The organism is uncultured Chryseobacterium sp. (assembly GCF_936933875.1).
In the GTDB taxonomy this organism is placed as follows: domain Bacteria; phylum Bacteroidota; class Bacteroidia; order Flavobacteriales; family Weeksellaceae; genus CAKZIK01.
Genome location: NZ_CAKZIK010000085.1, coordinates 31,009 through 48,467, shown reverse-complemented (window position 1 = coordinate 48,467; position 17,459 = coordinate 31,009). Strand labels below are relative to the sequence as shown.

At 37.4% G+C, this 17,459-nt stretch carries 17 protein-coding genes; 4 read left to right on the top strand and 13 right to left on the bottom strand.

Features of this window, described 5'->3' with window-relative positions; genetic code table 11:
* Positions 1 to 2: 2 nt before the first annotated feature.
* Entirely contained in the window at positions 3 to 416 is a 414-nt protein-coding gene (locus tag Q0252_RS11950) for a hypothetical protein (protein WP_297986645.1), read from the top strand.
* 71 nt (positions 417 to 487) lie between these two features.
* Here Q0252_RS11950 and Q0252_RS11945 read toward each other — a convergent pair whose 3' ends face one another.
* A complete protein-coding gene (locus tag Q0252_RS11945; protein WP_297986779.1) occupies positions 488 to 736 on the bottom strand; it encodes a NifU family protein in 249 nt (82 codons plus the stop codon).
* A gap of 81 nt (positions 737 to 817) precedes the next feature.
* On the bottom strand, positions 818 to 1,921 hold the full coding sequence (locus Q0252_RS11940; protein ID WP_297986642.1) for an Mrp/NBP35 family ATP-binding protein: 1,104 nt from the start codon (positions 1,919 to 1,921) through the stop codon (positions 818 to 820).
* 128 nt (positions 1,922 to 2,049) lie between these two features.
* Between Q0252_RS11940 and Q0252_RS11935 the strand changes: the two genes are divergently transcribed.
* The gene (locus Q0252_RS11935; RefSeq protein WP_297986640.1) at positions 2,050 to 4,848 is read left to right on the top strand and encodes a GH92 family glycosyl hydrolase; all 2,799 of its coding nucleotides are present in this window, start codon (positions 2,050 to 2,052) and stop codon (positions 4,846 to 4,848) included.
* An 80-nt stretch (positions 4,849 to 4,928) separates the two neighbouring features.
* On the opposite strand, the gene Q0252_RS11930 is transcribed toward Q0252_RS11935, so the two are convergent.
* From Q0252_RS11930 to Q0252_RS11915, 4 genes are all read right to left on the bottom strand, one after another.
* Entirely contained in the window at positions 4,929 to 6,356 is a 1,428-nt protein-coding gene (locus Q0252_RS11930; protein ID WP_297986638.1) for a cation:dicarboxylase symporter family transporter, read from the bottom strand.
* 270 nt (positions 6,357 to 6,626) lie between these two features.
* Positions 6,627 to 7,046, bottom strand: coding sequence for an SH3 domain-containing protein (locus Q0252_RS11925; RefSeq protein ID WP_297986636.1), 420 nt, complete (start codon positions 7,044 to 7,046; stop codon positions 6,627 to 6,629).
* 6 nt (positions 7,047 to 7,052) lie between these two features.
* The gene (locus Q0252_RS11920; RefSeq protein WP_297986634.1) at positions 7,053 to 7,526 is read right to left on the bottom strand and encodes a BON domain-containing protein; all 474 of its coding nucleotides are present in this window, start codon (positions 7,524 to 7,526) and stop codon (positions 7,053 to 7,055) included.
* Positions 7,527 to 7,650: 124 nt separating this feature from the next.
* Positions 7,651 to 8,286 carry an alpha-ketoglutarate-dependent dioxygenase AlkB gene (locus tag Q0252_RS11915; RefSeq protein WP_297986631.1) on the bottom strand — a complete coding sequence of 212 codons (636 nt, stop codon included), beginning with the start codon at positions 8,284 to 8,286 and terminating at the stop codon, positions 7,651 to 7,653.
* 66 nt (positions 8,287 to 8,352) lie between these two features.
* Between Q0252_RS11915 and Q0252_RS11910 the strand changes: the two genes are divergently transcribed.
* A complete protein-coding gene (locus Q0252_RS11910) occupies positions 8,353 to 10,212 on the top strand; it encodes a CocE/NonD family hydrolase (protein WP_297986628.1) in 1,860 nt (619 codons plus the stop codon).
* Between the two features lie 252 nt (positions 10,213 to 10,464).
* On the opposite strand, the gene speB is transcribed toward Q0252_RS11910, so the two are convergent.
* Positions 10,465 to 11,322: an agmatinase gene (speB, locus tag Q0252_RS11905; RefSeq protein ID WP_297986626.1), complete on the bottom strand. Its 858-nt coding sequence runs from the start codon at positions 11,320 to 11,322 to the stop codon at positions 10,465 to 10,467.
* A 174-nt stretch (positions 11,323 to 11,496) separates the two neighbouring features.
* On the opposite strand from speB, the gene Q0252_RS11900 reads away from it, so the two are divergent.
* On the top strand, positions 11,497 to 12,156 hold the full coding sequence (locus Q0252_RS11900; RefSeq protein ID WP_297986623.1) for an HAD family phosphatase: 660 nt from the start codon (positions 11,497 to 11,499) through the stop codon (positions 12,154 to 12,156).
* Between the two features lie 55 nt (positions 12,157 to 12,211).
* Here Q0252_RS11900 and Q0252_RS11895 read toward each other — a convergent pair whose 3' ends face one another.
* The 6 genes from Q0252_RS11895 to Q0252_RS11870 all read right to left on the bottom strand — a co-directional run bounded on the left by Q0252_RS11895 (position 12,212) and on the right by Q0252_RS11870 (position 17,381).
* The gene (locus tag Q0252_RS11895) at positions 12,212 to 13,603 is read right to left on the bottom strand and encodes an arginine decarboxylase (protein WP_297986620.1); all 1,392 of its coding nucleotides are present in this window, start codon (positions 13,601 to 13,603) and stop codon (positions 12,212 to 12,214) included.
* Positions 13,604 to 13,683: 80 nt separating this feature from the next.
* The gene (locus Q0252_RS11890; RefSeq protein ID WP_297986617.1) at positions 13,684 to 14,307 is read right to left on the bottom strand and encodes a thiamine diphosphokinase; all 624 of its coding nucleotides are present in this window, start codon (positions 14,305 to 14,307) and stop codon (positions 13,684 to 13,686) included.
* A 180-nt stretch (positions 14,308 to 14,487) separates the two neighbouring features.
* A complete protein-coding gene (locus tag Q0252_RS11885) occupies positions 14,488 to 15,060 on the bottom strand; it encodes a cob(I)yrinic acid a,c-diamide adenosyltransferase (RefSeq protein ID WP_297986614.1) in 573 nt (190 codons plus the stop codon).
* Between the two features lie 262 nt (positions 15,061 to 15,322).
* On the bottom strand, positions 15,323 to 16,045 hold the full coding sequence (locus tag Q0252_RS11880) for an isoprenylcysteine carboxylmethyltransferase family protein (RefSeq protein WP_297986612.1): 723 nt from the start codon (positions 16,043 to 16,045) through the stop codon (positions 15,323 to 15,325).
* Positions 16,042 to 16,785: a carboxy-S-adenosyl-L-methionine synthase CmoA gene (gene cmoA / locus Q0252_RS11875; protein ID WP_297986609.1), complete on the bottom strand. Its 744-nt coding sequence runs from the start codon at positions 16,783 to 16,785 to the stop codon at positions 16,042 to 16,044. Before cmoA ends, Q0252_RS11880 begins: the two co-directional genes overlap by 4 nt.
* A 20-nt stretch (positions 16,786 to 16,805) precedes the next feature.
* Entirely contained in the window at positions 16,806 to 17,381 is a 576-nt protein-coding gene (locus tag Q0252_RS11870; RefSeq protein WP_297986606.1) for a hypothetical protein, read from the bottom strand.
* Positions 17,382 to 17,459: the final 78 nt, after the last annotated feature.

The window sequence follows — 17,459 nt, the reverse complement described above, 5'->3', positions numbered from 1 at the left end:
CTATGAAAAATTTTAATTTAACAGGATTTGCAATTCTGGCTTTTATTGCAATCGCAGGATTAGCAATAATTATGTGGGGCTATCCAAAGTATAGAGTATGGTCTCAGGAAATGGAAGGAAAAGCAGAATTTGCTAAAGCAGAACAAAACAGACGCATAAAAATTGAAGAAGCAAAAGCGAACTTAGAAGCCGAAAAACTAAATGCACAAGCGGAAGTTGAACGTGCAAAAGGTGCTGCATCCGCAATAAAAATCGAAAATGGCGCGCTCTCCGAGAAGTATATCCAGTATTTATGGGTTAGACAGCAAAATAATCTTAATGATAAAACGGTAATTTACATTCCTACCGAAGGAAATTTACCGATTTTGGAGGCAGGAAGAAAATCTGAAAAAATTCCGAGTTCAATATCAGAGTAAATTATCCAGAATTAAAAATAAAAAACCGATGAATTAACTTCACCGGTTTTTTTATTTTTTCTAAAAAGTTTTTACTCCACACTCAAAACCTCCTCAATTTCAGGAGCATATTGTTTGATCGTATTTTCAACGCCTAGTTTCATCGTTGAAAAACTCATTGGACAGCCGTTACAGTTGCCCTGAAGTTTTACAAAAACTTTATTGTCTTTTACATCAACCAATTCAATATCGCCGCCGTCACGGTTTAGGAAAGGTCGGATGCTTTCTAGGGCTTCCATTACTTTGGTTACTGTTCCTTCGTGTTTTGTATCTGTATTCATCATTTTCTAGTTTGAAATTGTTTAAAGTTGTTTGAGTTTGTTTAATGTTCGAACGGTTTCAAACAATATCAAAACAAAAATTTATTTCTTCGGCGAACATCCCGCCATTGTTGTAATTTTCACGGCTTCGGTTGGAGGAAGGTTTTTGTTTCTTTCAACCAAACTTTCTACCATATTTTGTGCAGTCTTTTTGTAAATTTCTTCAATTTTAGAACCTTCCTGTAATGCTGCAGGTCTTCCAACATCACCAGCTTCTCTGATGCTTTGGATGATTGGAATTTCACCCAAAACAGGAATTCCTAAATCGTCTGCCAAATATTGCGCACCCTGATTTCCAAAAATATAATATTTATTTTCAGGTAATTCTTCAGGTGTAAAATACGCCATATTTTCAATCAAACCAAGTACCGGAATGTTGATGCTTTCCATTTGGAACATCGCAATTCCCTTTCTTACATCGGCCAAAGCAACGTGTTGTGGCGTTGAAACAATAACCGCTCCCGTTACCGGCACTTCCTGAATAATTGACAAGTGAATATCACCTGTTCCCGGAGGAAGGTCGATTAAAAGGAAATCCAGCTCTCCCCAATTTGCATCACGAAGCATTTGATTGAGGGCTTTTGAAGCCATTGGTCCTCTCCACACGACTGCCTGATTTGCACCCGAAAAATATCCGATGGAAAGCATTTTCACACCATAATTTTCAATAGGCTGCATCAAATTTTTACCCTCAACTTCTACTGAAAGAGGTTTTGCTCCTTCTGTATCAAACATTGTAGGAACGGAAGGTCCGTAAATATCAGCATCCAAAATTCCAACTTTGAAGCCCATTTTCGATAGTATCACAGCTAAATTTGCCGCAACGGTAGATTTTCCTACTCCACCTTTACCAGAGGCAATCGCAATAATATTCTGAATTCCCGGGATTTGTTTTCCTTTGATTTGATTTTGCTGAATTTCACTTTGTTCAGGAGAAGCTATTTTGAGTTTCAAATTGATATTTTCTCCAAATTCTGAAGCAAAAGCCTGCTTCATTGCTGCTTCCAGTTTCTTTTTTTCGTGCATTGCCGGTGAATGAGCCGTCATATCAATATACACATCTTCTCCCATTACCTGGATATTGTGCACCAAATCATCCACTTCAATTTCTTTCAGAAAATCCTGAACTTTTGTTTTCGTCAACATAATTTTTCACTAAATTTTTAGTGCCACAAATTTACGGATTTTTTGCAATTTAGTTTGAATAAAAATAAGAGATTTGTCACATTGGTGTTATTGTTAAAATCTTTATTTTTAAGCATCAAAATCTAAAAATGAAAAAACTCTTTCCAGTCATCCTTTCTTTTATTTTCTTGAATATTTTCTCGCAGGATTACGCAAAATTTGTCAATCCATTCATCGGAACCGGTGGTCACGGACATACTTTTCCGGGTGCAACCGTTCCTTTCGGGATGGTGCAACTTTCTCCTGACACGAGAATTGACGGGAGTTGGGACGGTTGCAGCGGTTATCATTATTCAGATTCTGTGATTTATGGATTTTCGCATACGCATTTAAACGGAACCGGAGTTTCGGATTATGGAGATATTATGCTGATGCCGACAATGGGAATGCCAAGTTTGGATAACAAGGTTTATTCTTCAAAATTCTCTCACAAAAATGAAAAAGCCAGCGCAGGTTTTTATTCCGTTAAATTGTTGGATGATGATATCGATGTCCGTTTAACAACAACAAAAAGAGTGGGTTATCATGAATACACGTTCAATAAAGCAGGACAAGCGAATATTATTTTAGATTTAAATCATCGCGATAAATTATTAAAAGGCGAAATCAAAATCATCAATAACAAAACCATTGAAGTTTTGAGACAAAGTGAAGGTTGGGCAAGAAACCAATACGTTTTTGCGAGAATTGAGTTCTCAAAACCACTAAAAATTTCAAAATTAAGAGGTAACAGTAGTATTTCAGATAAAAAATTTACCGGAACTGAATTGGCAGTTTCACTTTCTTCAAATGTCAAAAAAGGCGAAAAAATTCAAGTGAAAGTCGCCCTTTCTCCAACTTCGTTTGAAGGCGCCGAAAAAAATATGTTTGTAGAAGGTACTTCCGGTGATTTCAACAAAACAAAAGCAGATGCAGAAGCACTTTGGAACAAAGAACTTTCTAAAATTGAAGTAAAATCCGACGATAAAGACAAACTCTCTATTTTTTACACTGCGCTGTATCACGCTTTCACACAACCGAATATTTATCAGGATGTTGACGGAAAATACCGCGGTCGCGACAATAAAATTCACACCGCAAATCACGATTATTACACTGTTTTTTCACTTTGGGATACTTTCCGTGGAGCGCATCCTTTGATGACTTTAATCGATAAAAAACGAACGGTTGATTTCATCAAAACCTTCATCAAACAGTATGAAGAAGGAGGAAGATTGCCGGTGTGGGAATTGGCAGCCAACGAAACGGAATGTATGATTGGTTACCATTCGGTTTCCGTGATTGCAGATGCAATGGCGAAAGGAATTACCGGTTTCGATTATGAAAAAGCATTTCAGGCGGCTAAAAATTCCGCAATCCTTGATATTTTTGGGTTGAATGCCTACAAACAGAACAATTATATTTCTGTAGATGATGAACACGAAAGCGTTTCCAAGACTTTGGAATATGCCTATGATGATTGGTGCATTGCGCAAATGGCGAAAATACTGAACAAAAAAGACGATTACGAGTATTTTATGAAGCGTTCGCAATCGTGGAAAAATCTTTACAATCCAAAAACAGGTTTTATGCAGCCACGAAAAAACGGAAACTGGCTGGAACCGTTTGATCCGCGAGAAGTCAACAATAATTTTACCGAAGGAAATTCGTGGCAATATTCATTCTTTGTTCCGCAAGATTTGGAAGGTTTGATTTCTGCGCACGGCGGAAAGGAAAACTTTGAAAAATTTCTGGACGGAATTTTTTCTGCTCCCGAAAAAACTACTGGTCGTGAACAAGTTGATATCACAGGATTAATTGGTCAATATGCGCACGGAAACGAGCCGAGTCACCACATTGCTTATCTCTATAATTTTGTGGGAAAACCGGAAAAAACGGCCGAAAAAGTAAGATTTATCCTCGATAATTTTTATAAAAATTCACCCGACGGTTTAATTGGAAACGAAGATTGTGGACAAATGTCCGCTTGGTTTGTGCTAAGTTCGATGGGAATTTACAGCGTAACACCCGGAAAACCGGAATGGGAAACCACAACACCGTATTTCGATGAAGTAAAAATTCATCTGGAAGACGGAACGACAAGAACGATTACGAAAAATTCAACTGCGGCAGAACTGAAAAAATTAGGATTTGAAAATGTGAATTTCAAACCGGAAATGAAATATTCGGAATTGGTTTCCACGCCTTTGATTAAAGGGAACAGGCTGTTTGATTTTCAGAATGAAATAAGCATTGAAGGACTCCATCCAAGAGACAAAATTTTCTATATGACGATGGATGAAAGCGATGCGAACGTACGAAAACGCCACATTCCGTATAAAAAACCTTTCGAAATTTCAAAAACAACGACTGTTACGGCCTATGCTGAAAGAAACGGACAGCAAAGTTCGATTGGAACTGCGGTTTTCAACAAAAGACCCAACCATTGGGAAATTGATATTAAAAGCGTTTATAATCCGCAATACACCGCTGGTGGAAAATACGGGCTGATTGATGGCATTCACGGTACGGAAAACTGGCGAAAAGGTGATTGGCAGGGTTACCAAAGTCAGGATTTTGAAGCGGTGGTTGATTTGAAAATGCTACAGCGTCTTACAAAACTATCTTCTACTTATCTTCAAGATTCCAAAAGTTGGATTTTGATGCCGACAAAAGTTGAATATTATCTTTCGTCCAACAATAAAGATTATTTCCTCGTTGCAACCGTAAATAACGATGTTAATCCAAAAAATACTGACAACATCATCAAAAATTTCTCGGCAGAAATTTTACCGACCGAAGCACGATATGTAAAGGTAAAAGCTTACAATTTTGGGAAACTTCCGCAGTGGCATCAGGGGTTTGGAGGTGATGCGTTTATTTTTGTGGATGAGATTGAGGTGAGGTAAGTGAATGGTGAATGGTGAATAGTCAATTGTGAATCTTTATCAAAACAAAAAACTTCGGAGAATTTCCGAAGTTTTTTATTTTATTCTTCTACAAAATTGAGGGCTTTTTCCTGGTCGAACTCACCTTCCCATTTTGCAATGACGACGGAAGCCAAACAGTTTCCAATAACGTTTACAGAAGTTCTTCCCATATCCATTAATTCATCTATTCCCAAAATTGCTGCGATGATGAAAACCGGAAGTCCAAATTGGTCCGCAGTTGCAATAAGGATAATTAAAGATGCTCTTGGAATTGCTGCAACTCCTTTACTGGTAATCATTAGCGTTAGACAGATTAGCAATTGCTGCCCAAAAGAAAGATGCATTCCTGCAGCCTGAGCGACGAAAATTGAAGCCAAAGAAAGATAAAGTGTCGTTCCATCCAAATTGAACGAATATCCAGTGGGAACTACAAAAGAAACGATTTTTCTTGGCACTCCAAATTTTTCCATATTCTGCATTACTACAGGAAGCGCAGCATCTGAACTTGTTGTTGCAAAGGCGATGGAAACAGGTTCTTTTATAGCTTCAATAAATTTTTTAATGGGAACTTTCATGTAAAGAGCAATTGGAAGAAGAACCAATAACAAAAAAGCAAAAAGCGCACAATACAAGGTCAAAAGCAGCATGAACAGATATTTCAAAATATCAATTCCCATATGTCCTACGGTATAAGCCATTGCAGCTCCTACTCCAATCGGTGCAAAATACATAATGATGTGTGTGTATTTGAACATAGTTTCTGATAGACTTTCGACGAAATCGACAAGCGGTTTCTTTTTCTTTTCGGGAAGCTGAGCTAATCCGATTCCGAAAATAACGGCAAAGATGACAATTTGTAAAACCTGATTTTCGTAAATAGATTTAATAATATTTTCCGGAAAAACGTCCCTGAAAAATGCTGTAGTTTTAAAAATCCAATGATTAGCTTCTGGGATTTGCTCTAGTGCTTTTACATCCGCCTCTTTTACCGCCGAAGTTTTTGGAAGTTCCTGATGAGGAATTTTCGACGCATCAATCCCAACTCCGGCCTGAGAAATATTAATTGCTGCTAAACCGATAAATAGTGCAATTGTGGTAGCTGAATAAAAATACAACAAAGATTTCCAAGCCATCCTTCCTACTTGTTTTAAATCAGAATGTCCTGCAATTCCATAAACTAGTGTAGCAAAAAGGATTGGTCCAACAATGGTTTTAATCAACCTGATGAAACCTTGACTTAACGGCTGTAAAGAAAGAGCAATTCCCGGAAAATCTCTTCCGACAATAATTCCCATCACAATACTTACCAAAATCCATGTGGTAAGATTTCTTCGGTTTAAAGCGTAAGTAACCATCCCTAAGATCAGCAAAAGATGTCCAAATACAAGATAATCTTTTGGCAGTGGCTGTAAAAAATTAATTGCGTGGAGAATAACGGCAATCGAAAGAGTTATTAAAGGAAATATCTTTAGAAGTTTAGAACTCATAAGTAATTTATTGAATGTTGCACAAATATAGTTTTTTTTGTTAAAAATGTGTTAAACAACGAAATTATGGACAAACGATTGAAGCGGCATCCTTTTTTACGCGCGGACTCGTCTTCAGACGAGGCAGCGCGTAAAAAAGATATAGCGGAAAGCGCGGTTCTGTAAAAATTTTGATTTGGGAATCAGCGTCTGAAAATTTTTACAGAATGGCCCCAAATAAAAAAACCTCCGGAAAAAATCCAGAGGTTCTCAAAATTTCTTGAGGTTCTATTAAGCCTGCAAATATCTTGCGTATGCGTAACCTTCTACTCCATCAGCAGTTCTTACTTTCCACCACTCGTCGGAAGTTTGCTCCACCAAAGTTACAGAAGAACCGTGAGCAGCTTTTCCTGCAATTGCAGCTTCAGTTGAAGGCTCCTGTCTGATGTTAAGGTTTCCTTCTTCAGTTGCAACACTAAGCGCTGTACCAGCTGCAAGACCTGCAACCTGAACATCGATATTGATATCTGAAGCTGAATATGTAGAATCGATTGCTCCAAGAGCGTTCCAAACTGCATCTTTTGCCGCAGAGTTTGATGCGTTTCCTGAAACATAAAGGATACCATCCTGTTCTGTAACCTGAAGTCCTGAAATTCCTGCAGACTGTGCTGCTGAAACTACGCTTGCGTATTTATCTTGTAATGCACTCATTTTCAATTATTTTACTGTGTAATTAAAGTTTACTTTTCCTACTTTCAATGCATCTACAGACTGCTTGATTTTTCTAGCCTGCTCTGGAGAAACATTTCCTGTAAGTGTTAATTCGCCGTTTACAACCTCTACTTTTACAGAAGGGAAATCTTTAACAGCATCGTTTACTTTTTGCTGAACTGCAGGATCTACAGCAGTTGTAACTACTACAGGAGCAGCAACTGTTGACATATCCATAACGTCTTTAATACCTGGAATTGCTTTCAATTGAGCAACCATAGCATCTTTAGAAGCCTGATCTGCGAAAGTTCCTTCCAAATGAGCAGTACCTTCTGTTACTGTAACTTTTGCGTTAGGGTTAGATGTTACTACAGTAGTAGCCTGAGTTTGCAAATCAGCATCAGTTACTTTTTTCTTACATGCTACTGATCCGAAAGAGACAGCAAGTGCCAAAGCAGCCATTGCGAATGTTTTTTTCATAGTTGAATTTATTTAATGTTAAAAAAAATTTTATTCCCAAATTTACTAATAAATAGTATGCCGATTTCTTAAAAAATTGTAAAATTTTCTTAATTTTTCTGCAAATTGTTAATAATCAAATGTATTATTTTTCACGGTGATTTTCTTTTGAGTGATTAACAATTGTTCTGAAAGTCAGATTGATTCGCGGTGTGAAAACTTTTTTGGTTGGTGGAAGTCTGTGCAGCCAGTAACTTTGGGTTTGATCTTTCATGACAAGCAAACTTCCGTGGTTGAGAACCAGCTCTACCTTTTCTTTTGAAACTTTATGTTTGAAGGAAAATTTCCGTTCTGCTCCGAAAGTGAGTGATGCAATGGCGCCATTCTTTTTTAAATCTTTTTCGCCATCGCTGTGATAAGCCATGCCTTCATTTCCGTCATGATATAAATTTAAAAGACAGGAATTGAACTGTTCTCCGGTAATTTCTTCGCATTTCTTTTTCAGCATTAAAAGTTCAGGTGTCCATTTCAGTGCATTTTTTGTTCTTCCGGAATAGGTGTACTCGAAATGATCATCTCCAAACCAGGCTACTTTTCTTTTAGTTTCGATGAGTTTACCAAAAATCATGGCTTCATCGGCTTTCCAAGGAATTTCATTGAGTAAGTATTGGTAGAATTTATCCGCTTCGTCTCTTTTATAAACTTTTCCATAGTAATTAACGGTGCCGTCTTTTGGAAGCAAATTCTGCTCAGCATCAAAAATATTTTCGAATAATTCCATGTTATGTTATTAAAGTGATGAAGATTAAATCAACAATAATTTATAATTTAGTTCAAAATTAAACCGATGAAGCAGTATTTTCAAATTTTTCTACTATTATTTTCTGCCTCTTTCTTTGCTCAGCAAAATCAACAAAATACCACTTTTGTAAAGGACAATTTCACTAAAAAAGAAGTTTATATCCCAATGCGAGATGGAGTGAAACTCTTTACTTCCATCTACATCCCGAAAGATATTGCAAAAAATAAAAAGTATCCGTTTTTGATGCAGAGAACCTGTTACAGCGTTGCTCCGTACGGCGAAACTGAATATAAAACATCTTTAGGTCCGAATAAATATTTGCTGAATGACAAATATATTTTTGTTTATCAGGACGTTCGTGGAAGATACATGAGTGAAGGAACTTTTACGAATATGACGCCACAGGTTGAAAGAAAAACTAAAAAAGACATCGACGAAAGTACCGATACTTACGACACGATTGAATGGCTTTTGAAAAATATTGCTGACAATAACGGAAAAGTTGGACAATATGGAACTTCTTATCCCGGTTTTTATGCTGCTGCAGGAACTTTAGCACAACATCCGGCTTTGGTAGCTTCTTCTCCGCAAGCTCCTATCTCCGATTTTTGGAATGATGATTTCCTACACAACGGAAAATTTATGATGGGATATTTCCGAACGTTTCCTGTGTTTGGAGTTCAAAAAACAAAAGCTGAAAAATCAGGTTGGTATAATGACACCTTCGTGAAACAAACTTCTGAAGACGGTCTTAAATTCTACCGAGAATTTGGAACTTTAAAGGACGGGTACGAAAAATATTACAAGGATAATTTTTTCATGACAGAAATTATGAATCACCCCAACTACGATGAATATTGGCAAAAAAGAAGCCTTCTTCCTCATCTGAAAAATATTAATCACGCCGTTATGACTGTTGGCGGTTGGTACGACGCTGAAGATTTATTCGGACCATTAAATATTTACAAAACCATTGAAAAAACAAGTCCGAAAGCCAAAAACACCATCGTAATGGGACCATTTTCTCATGGTGGCTGGTCTCGTGAAAACGGAAAGCATTTCCACAACGACATCTATTTTGGTGACAGCATCGCGACTTATTATCAGAAAAATCTTGAAACTAAATTTTTTAATCATTATCTGAAAGGTGATACTAAAAAAGATGCCGGTTTACCAGAAGCCGTGATGTTTGATACCGGAAAAAAAGAATGGAAAGAATTCTCTGTTTATCCTCCAAAAGAAGCTAAGAAAGTCAATTTTTATCTTGCTGACGGAACTTTAAAAAATTCGCGATCATCAACAGCGACAGAATATTACAGCGATCCAAACAACCCGGTTTTAAGTTCCGATAATTTGAAAGATTTCAACGGATTTACACCACGAAATTACATGAGTGAAGACCAGCGTTTTGCTGCAGGAAGACCTGATGTTGTGACTTTTACAAATCCTGTTTTAACTGAAGATATGACTTTTGCCGGAGAAATTTTAGCAAATTTAAATATCGCTTCAACTTCAACAGATGCGGATTTTGCGGTAAAATTAATTGATGTTTATCCTGAAGATTTTAAGCCAGCAGAAAAGAAAGACGGCGTGATTTACGGAAATTATCATCAGATGATTCGAAGCGAAATTATGCCGGCAAGATTCAGAAATTCTCGTGAAAAGCCTGATGCTTTATCTCCAAACCAAAAGACAGCGGTAAACTTCAGATTACAAGATGTAGTTCATACTTTTAAGAAAGGACATAAAATTCAAATTCAGATTTCAAGCACATGGTATCCTTTATTTGCGGTAAATCCTCAGAAATTTTTGGATAATCCGAATTTTGCCACTAAAGAAGATTATACCAAAGCTTTTATTAAGATTTTTGGAGACAGCTCTATTGAAGCAGATGTTTTGAAGTAAATTTCTCGCTGATTAATTGGACGGAGCAGATTCTTAGAAGGCTTCGACAAGCTCAGCCTGACAAACCGTATGTTTTTTCGGCGCGGCAGCTTCGCTGCCGCGCCGAAAAATCCCCCTCACATTACGAGGAACGATTCCAACCTTGGAGGATAAAATTCGGAGAATTTTAGACAGGGTCTTCAACAAAAATATTCGTGCATTCGTGGCAAAATCTCCAGCCACAAATGCACGAATATTTTTTTATATTGTAAATTAGGCTTCTTGATTCAAATGATAGTAAGCCAGCATCTTGTAATAAAGTTTTGCAGCGAGAAAAGCAGTAGGCTTCACGTAAGGAGAATCCATTAACTCAACAATGTCGAAAGCCACAACATTACATTTTTCAAAAACTTTTTTCAAAAGCTCCAAAGTTGGATACCATTGTAAACCGCCTGGTTCCGGTGTTCCTGTTGAAGGTGCGAAAGACGGGTCAAAAGCATCCAAATCGATGGTGATATAAACATTTCCGGAAACTTTTTCCAAAACATCATTAATCCAGTTTTCATTATTGGCAATTTCGTGTGCCCAAAAACACTGACCTTCCGGAACGTACTGCATTTCTTCAACATCACAGGAACGGATTCCAACCTGCACCAAATTTAATTTCTGAGAAGCCTCAAAAACTGCACAGGCATGATTGGAAGTAGAACCATGAAAATCGGGACGCAAATCGGTATGAGCATCCAATTGAAGCACCGTTAAATCAGGATATTTTTCTCCAAAAGCTCTGATAGAACCTATAGAAACTGAATGCTCGCCACCAAAAAGGGTAAACAATTTCCCTTCGTTCTGCATCATTTCTTTAGTTTTATTGTAAACCGCATCTGTCATCGCTTCCGGTGAAGAATTTTCAGCAATTTCTCCGGCCAACCAAACACCTTCCAGATAAGGCTCTGTTCCGGTTTCGATGTCATATAGCTCCATGTTTTCGGAAGCGTCCAAAAATAGTTCAGGACCTTTGTCTGCACCTTTTCCCCAGGTTGAAGTTCCGTCGTAAGGAACAGTTACCAACATTACTTTCGAGTTTTCAAGTGTCGCGTTTTCTTCAGGAATTCCTGCGTATGTTTTCATTTTAAGTTCAATATTAAAGTTGAACAAAGATAAAAGAAATTGTTTGATTGGATTTGATGTTGTATGACCGTTTGATATTGATTTTTCCCTTTTGAAATTTTGAACATTATCAAAAAAAGTTAAACACTTAAACGATATCAAACTAAAAAGGTATTTTTGCAAAAATTCTTTCAGATGCCTTTAAAAGCAGTACTTTTCGATATGGATGGTGTAATTGTGGACACAGAACCGCTTCACCGTAAAGCCTATTTCAAAATGTTTAATGATTTGGGAATTGTGGTGGATGAAGAACTGTATACCACGTTTACCGGTTCCTCCACGCAAAGCGTGATGACCAGACTTGTTGAAAGATTTAAGTTTGATGAATCATGGGAAGATTTGGCTGCCATCAAAAGAAATTATTTCAAACACTATTTTGATACCGACCCGGATTTTGATTTGATTCCCGGCGTGAAAGATTTAATTGTTCATTATTTTGAAAACGGAATAAAGTTAGTTTTAGCTTCTTCCGCACATATGAATACCATTAACTGGGTCTTTGAAAAATTTGATTTGGAGAAATTTTTCATTGCAAAAATTAGTGGTGCCGATTTAAAGGAATCCAAACCTCATCCGGAAATTTTCGAACTCGCTGCGGAAATGAGTGGTGAATCCAAGCAAAATTGCATGGTCATCGAAGATTCCACCAACGGAATTAAAGCCGCAAACGCAGCCGAAATTTTTGTCGCGGCTTTTGCAAGTGAGCACTCTAAACTGCAGGATTATTCTACCGCAGATATTTTGGTTTATGATTTTGAAGATTTGAGGATGGATAAAATTTCGAAGTATTTTTAATGCCAATAATACACGAATAAAAAAGCCACAAATTCGTGAATTCGTGGCTAATTTTTTAATATCCTAAAAGTTTTAAAACCTCTTCCGGTTTTTGTTCCTCGCGGAAAACTTCATAAACAAAATTGCCTTCTTCATCTTTATTAATAAGAATGTGTTTTGGTTGAGGCATCAAACAGTGATGAACACCGCCATAACCTCCAATTGTTTCTTGATACGCTCCGGTATGGAAAAATCCGATGTATAAAGGTTTTGTATCGCTGAAAACAGGCAAATAAATCGCGTTGGTATGCTGTTCAGAATTATAGTAATCATCGGAATCGCAAGTTAATCCACCAAGGAAAACTCTTTCGTATGTATCATCCCAACGGTTTAAAGGAAGCATAATAAAGTGACGGGAAATCGCCCAAGTATCAGGAAGCGTTGTCATGAAAGACGAATCGATCATGTTCCATTTTTCTCTGTCGTTCTGACGTTTTTGGGAGATGATTTTATACAAATGTCCTCCACTTTCACCAACGGTAAAACTCCCGAATTCAGTATAAATATTAGGTTCTTCTACCCCTTCTTCCTCACAGAATTTTTTGATTTGTGATACGATTTCATTGACCATATATTGGTAATCGTAGTCAAAATTTAACGATGTTTTGATTGGGAAACCGCCACCAATATTTAGGCAGTCCACTTCCGGAGCAATTTTTTTCAGACGGGCATAAACGCGAAGACATTTGTACAGTTCGTTCCAGTAATAAGCAGTGTCCTTGATTCCAGTATTGATGAAAAAATGCAGCATTTTCAGTCTTGCATTCGGATGTTCTGCAATTTTTTGTGAGTAATAAGGAATGATGTCTTTATAACCAATTCCTAATCTTGAGGTATAAAATTCAAACTTTGGTTCTTCTTCCGAAGCAATTCTAATTCCGATATCGAAAGTCGTATCGATGCTTTCAGTTAACTTGTCCAGTTCACGGTAATTGTCGAGAATTGGAGTGATATTTTCGAAACCGTTGTTGATGAGATCAGCAATTTTCTGCAAATAATCGTCGGTTTTAAAACCGTTACAGATTACTTCAATACTTTTATCGTATTTTCCTTCATCGTAAAGCGATTTCACGATGTCCATATCGTAAGCCGAAGAAGTTTCAATAGAAATATCATTCTTCAAAGCTTCATCCAAAACAAATTTGAAATGACTTGATTTGGTACAGTAGCAATATCTATAACTTTTTTTGTATTCGTTTTTTTCAATCGCTTCTTTAAACCAACCTTTCGCACGCTGAATATTCATAGAGATCTTTGGCAAATAATTGAACTTCAAAGGTGTTCCAAACTTCTCGACGACCTCCATTAAAGGAATATCGTGAAACTGTAAACTATTTTCCAAAACGTTGAATTCCTCGGTTGGGAAATACAAAGTCTGGTCGATTAATTCAGAATATTTGATTTTCATCAGCGAACAAAAAGTTTAAAATTGAGATGCAAAAATACTACAAATCGTAAAGATAAAATCGATTTTGAAAGTGAATTTTTTTAAAGATATTTTTCGCCCACAAAAAGGAGCAAATCTCCCGCTGAATATTGTATAGAAATTTCATCTTCCACAGCAAAATTTCTTGTCCCAATTCTTGAATGAATATTTAAATCTTCATTATTTAAAGTCCAATTTAAGCCTTTTGTAACAACATTTTCTGCTTTCGGAAATGGGTAGAGCGAAATCAATTTGTCCTTAACATTTTTTAAAACGAAATCTTTCGGTATAAAATAATACGTTGAAAATTCATCAAAAAACTTAATTTCAAGTTGATTTTTAAAACTAAAAACCACAGTTAGGTTCCCTAAAAAATGATCCATTTCTCCACCGCTTCCTCCGTAAACATCTACCTTTTCAACACCTTTATCAATTAAAATTTCCAAAGATTTTTCGAAATCGGTCTTGTTTTGGTCAGGAGTGTGAATAAATTTTTCATAATAGATATTTTCGTCCGAACCCGAATGGGAATCGAAATCTCCTGAAATAAAATCCAATTTTTCTAAGGGGAAATTTTTCTCTTTGAGATAATGGAAAGCACCGTCAGAACAGGCAATAACGTCATAATCTTCCACATTTGAAAGATTTTTTGGAGGCGTTCCGTTGATGAATAAAACAGCTTTCATATTTTTAACCACAAAAGTCACAAAAGTTTTTTACAAATAAGAAATAAAGATTTTTCATTTTTACGCTTAAAAATCAGAGCACAAAAGTAGAAAACCGACGGTTTTCATTTTGTTCACTTTTCAAAAGTATTAATCTTAACTTTTCTTTTGTGACTTTTGTGGTTCTAAATTTTTTCCAGCTTATTTTCTTTCACTATGATTCCAATATTCCTCCTTTTCATTTTGAAGTTTTGAAACATAACGCGCCAGAACAAACAAATAATCGGAAAGCCGGTTGAGATATTTGATGAGTTCCGGACGGACTTCTTCAGTTTCATTCAGAAAAACCAAAGCGCGTTCTGCCCTTCTGCAAACAGTTCTTGCAACGTGAAGCGAAGTTGCCGCTTTTCCACCACCGGGAAGAATAAAAAATTGCAGCGGCTCCAGAGATTCTTCCATTTTGTCCATCCAGTTTTCGAGTTCTTCGATTTCGGTTTCGGAAATGATTAATGGAAGCCGGGACTTTCCGTTGGCCAAAAACATTTTATCTACCGGAGTTGCGGCTTCGGAACCGACTGTAAATAAATCAAACTGAATTTTTTTGAGCTGTTCTAAAACCACTTTACTTTCAATCTGACTTTTCGCCACGCCGATAAAAGCGTTGAGTTCGTCAATGGTTCCGTAGGAATCTACTCTTGCAGAAGCTTTAGAGACGCGTGTTCCGCCATAGAGCGCCGTTTCACCTTTGTCGCCTGTTTTTGTGTATATTTTCATTTTTTCTTTTTAGAGATTACCGAAGAAAACAAATTTCGGAAAAATAATCGATAACTGGTGAGAGGCAACGCACGCGTGAGGGCGGAGGCAACTGTTGGAGCTCTTTCTTTGTTTTTTGGCGGCGACCTGCGGCCGCCGCCAAAAAACAAAGAAAAGCGACTTGCCGCAGACCGGCCCGAAAGAGGAACCCCATTGCGCGGCCGCAGGCCGCGCAATGGGGTTCCCGAATGAGGGACACGCCCAAATAAAAAAAATCAGAATATTAATCCGTCCATTTACCGGACTTTTTCATGTACCGTACAAACAGATAGTACACCCCGAAAATCAGTACGGCAGCAATCGCCAGTGTATTGCGCAGGTTTTCATCGCCATTGGTAAGCTGCGGATATTTGAACAGCAAAATCAGCGCAATTCCGCAGAGCCACACAAACTGTGTATTATATTCTTTCGTAAGCCATCTTTTCCATTTATACTCCATCGATGCAAAGGTTTTGCCTAAACCGGCCGGATTTGGGATCCAGCGGTGGACTTTTTTCGTGTATTCATCAAAGCCCGGCCCGAATTTTCCACGCAGAAAATTTTCTTCTGCAAGTACAATTGCCTGATAAATAAACAGAAAAAGCGGCATAATAATAAAAGTATAAATCATCGAGTTGGCCAAAATGCCTACACCCAGAAGCATCAGAATATTTCCCACGTACAGCGGATTTCTGACATGACTGAAAATTCCTTCTGTTACGAGACCTTCCGCATAAACCTTTTTGTCCTTTCCGCCGCGCACAATATAGGCCAGCCCAATCGTCATACCACGGATGAGCTGTCCGGCAACCGTGACAATCAGACCCAAAATAATAGGATACCAATAATAATTCGGTCCAAATGTTTTTTCACCAAAAAGCGGTGGTGAAGGGACGAAGAGCAGTAAATAAAGGATTATGAAAAGCCAGTTTCTGTACTTAAAGAAAAAATTACCTATCTGTATCATGAGATTTTCTTGGCGATAATGCCTGTAAAATTATACCATTTGAAAAATACTTCTGCTTCAGCAAAACCAGCTTCGCGCAGCAGACTTATATTTTCGCTTGTTTTATACGGAATAAGCACGTTTTCAAGCGCTTCCCTTTTCTGGGAGATTTCGAGCTCGCTGTACTGGTTGCGGCGCTTGTAGTCGTAATAATAATCGATAAACTCGCGGTTAAACGATTTTTCTTCGGTGAGTATCTTTTCAATAATGATGAAAACACCTCCGTCCTTCATTCCGTCATAAATTTTCTTCAGAATTTCATGTCTGCTAACGGGACGTATAAACTGAAGCACAAGAACCATTGCGACAACAGAAGCATTTTTTACCGGAACTTCTGCTGTCAGATCCGCGACTGCAAGATCGATTTTGCGGTGCAGCTTATAACTGTTAATTTTTTCGCGGCATTTGGTAATCATCTCGCTGCTGTCGTCGATCCCCACGAAGTCAACGCCGGCATCAACGGTTTTGTCCATAAGCAGCAGCGTTGTTCCTGTTGAGCACCCGAGGTCGTAAACTTTGGTTCCTTCCTGAGCATGCTTACCTGCAATTTCTGCAACCATACGCTGCATCTCCTCATAATAAGGCACTGAGCGGCTTACCATGTCATCAAATACTCCGGCAACGGTAGTATTAAATTCAAAATCAGAAGGCTTCTGAATTTCGCTGAAGACTTTATCTGAATTTTCCAGACTGTTTTCCATAACTAAAAATTTAGTTTAAATTATTTTTTCACTTCAACAAACTGATACACCATTTGAGTTTTTGGATTGTAGATAATGGTGCTGGAATTCGGGAAGCGTTTTACTTTATAGTACTCAATATTTTTATCATTCTTAATATCGTTGAGAAAGCCCGTATCAATTGTATTTGGTGGGAGAAATTTCTCAATGAATGTCAGTTTTTCTACAATTGAAGCGCCGTCAATTTTCTGAAATTCCTTTTTAGATTGGGCTTCATTAGTTGTTGGCTGTTCAACTAAAGTTTTCAGTAAAGCATCTTTATCCGCAGTTTTGTATTTGAAAACATAAAAAGGTGAACCGTTTGGAAAAGCCACTTTCTTTCCGATTTCATTTTCTACAACCAAAGTATTTTGATGAGGAAAAACGCTGTCAAATTTTACCGTTTGGTTATTTACATATTTGTTCAGCTGCTCGTTTACGGTTTCCTGAACCATTTCGTTGGCTTTTTCCTGAGCTTTCTGTTTCGCACTTTCAACGCCCGTCGTAAAGATTTCTTCAATTTTCTGGCAGGATAATAAAACTGAAAATGCGGCGAGTGCTATGATGAATTTTTTCATTTATTTAAAAGTTTGAAGCTTGAAGTATGAAGCACGAAGTGATAACATTCTTCAGATAATTTTATTGCGGAAAATTAC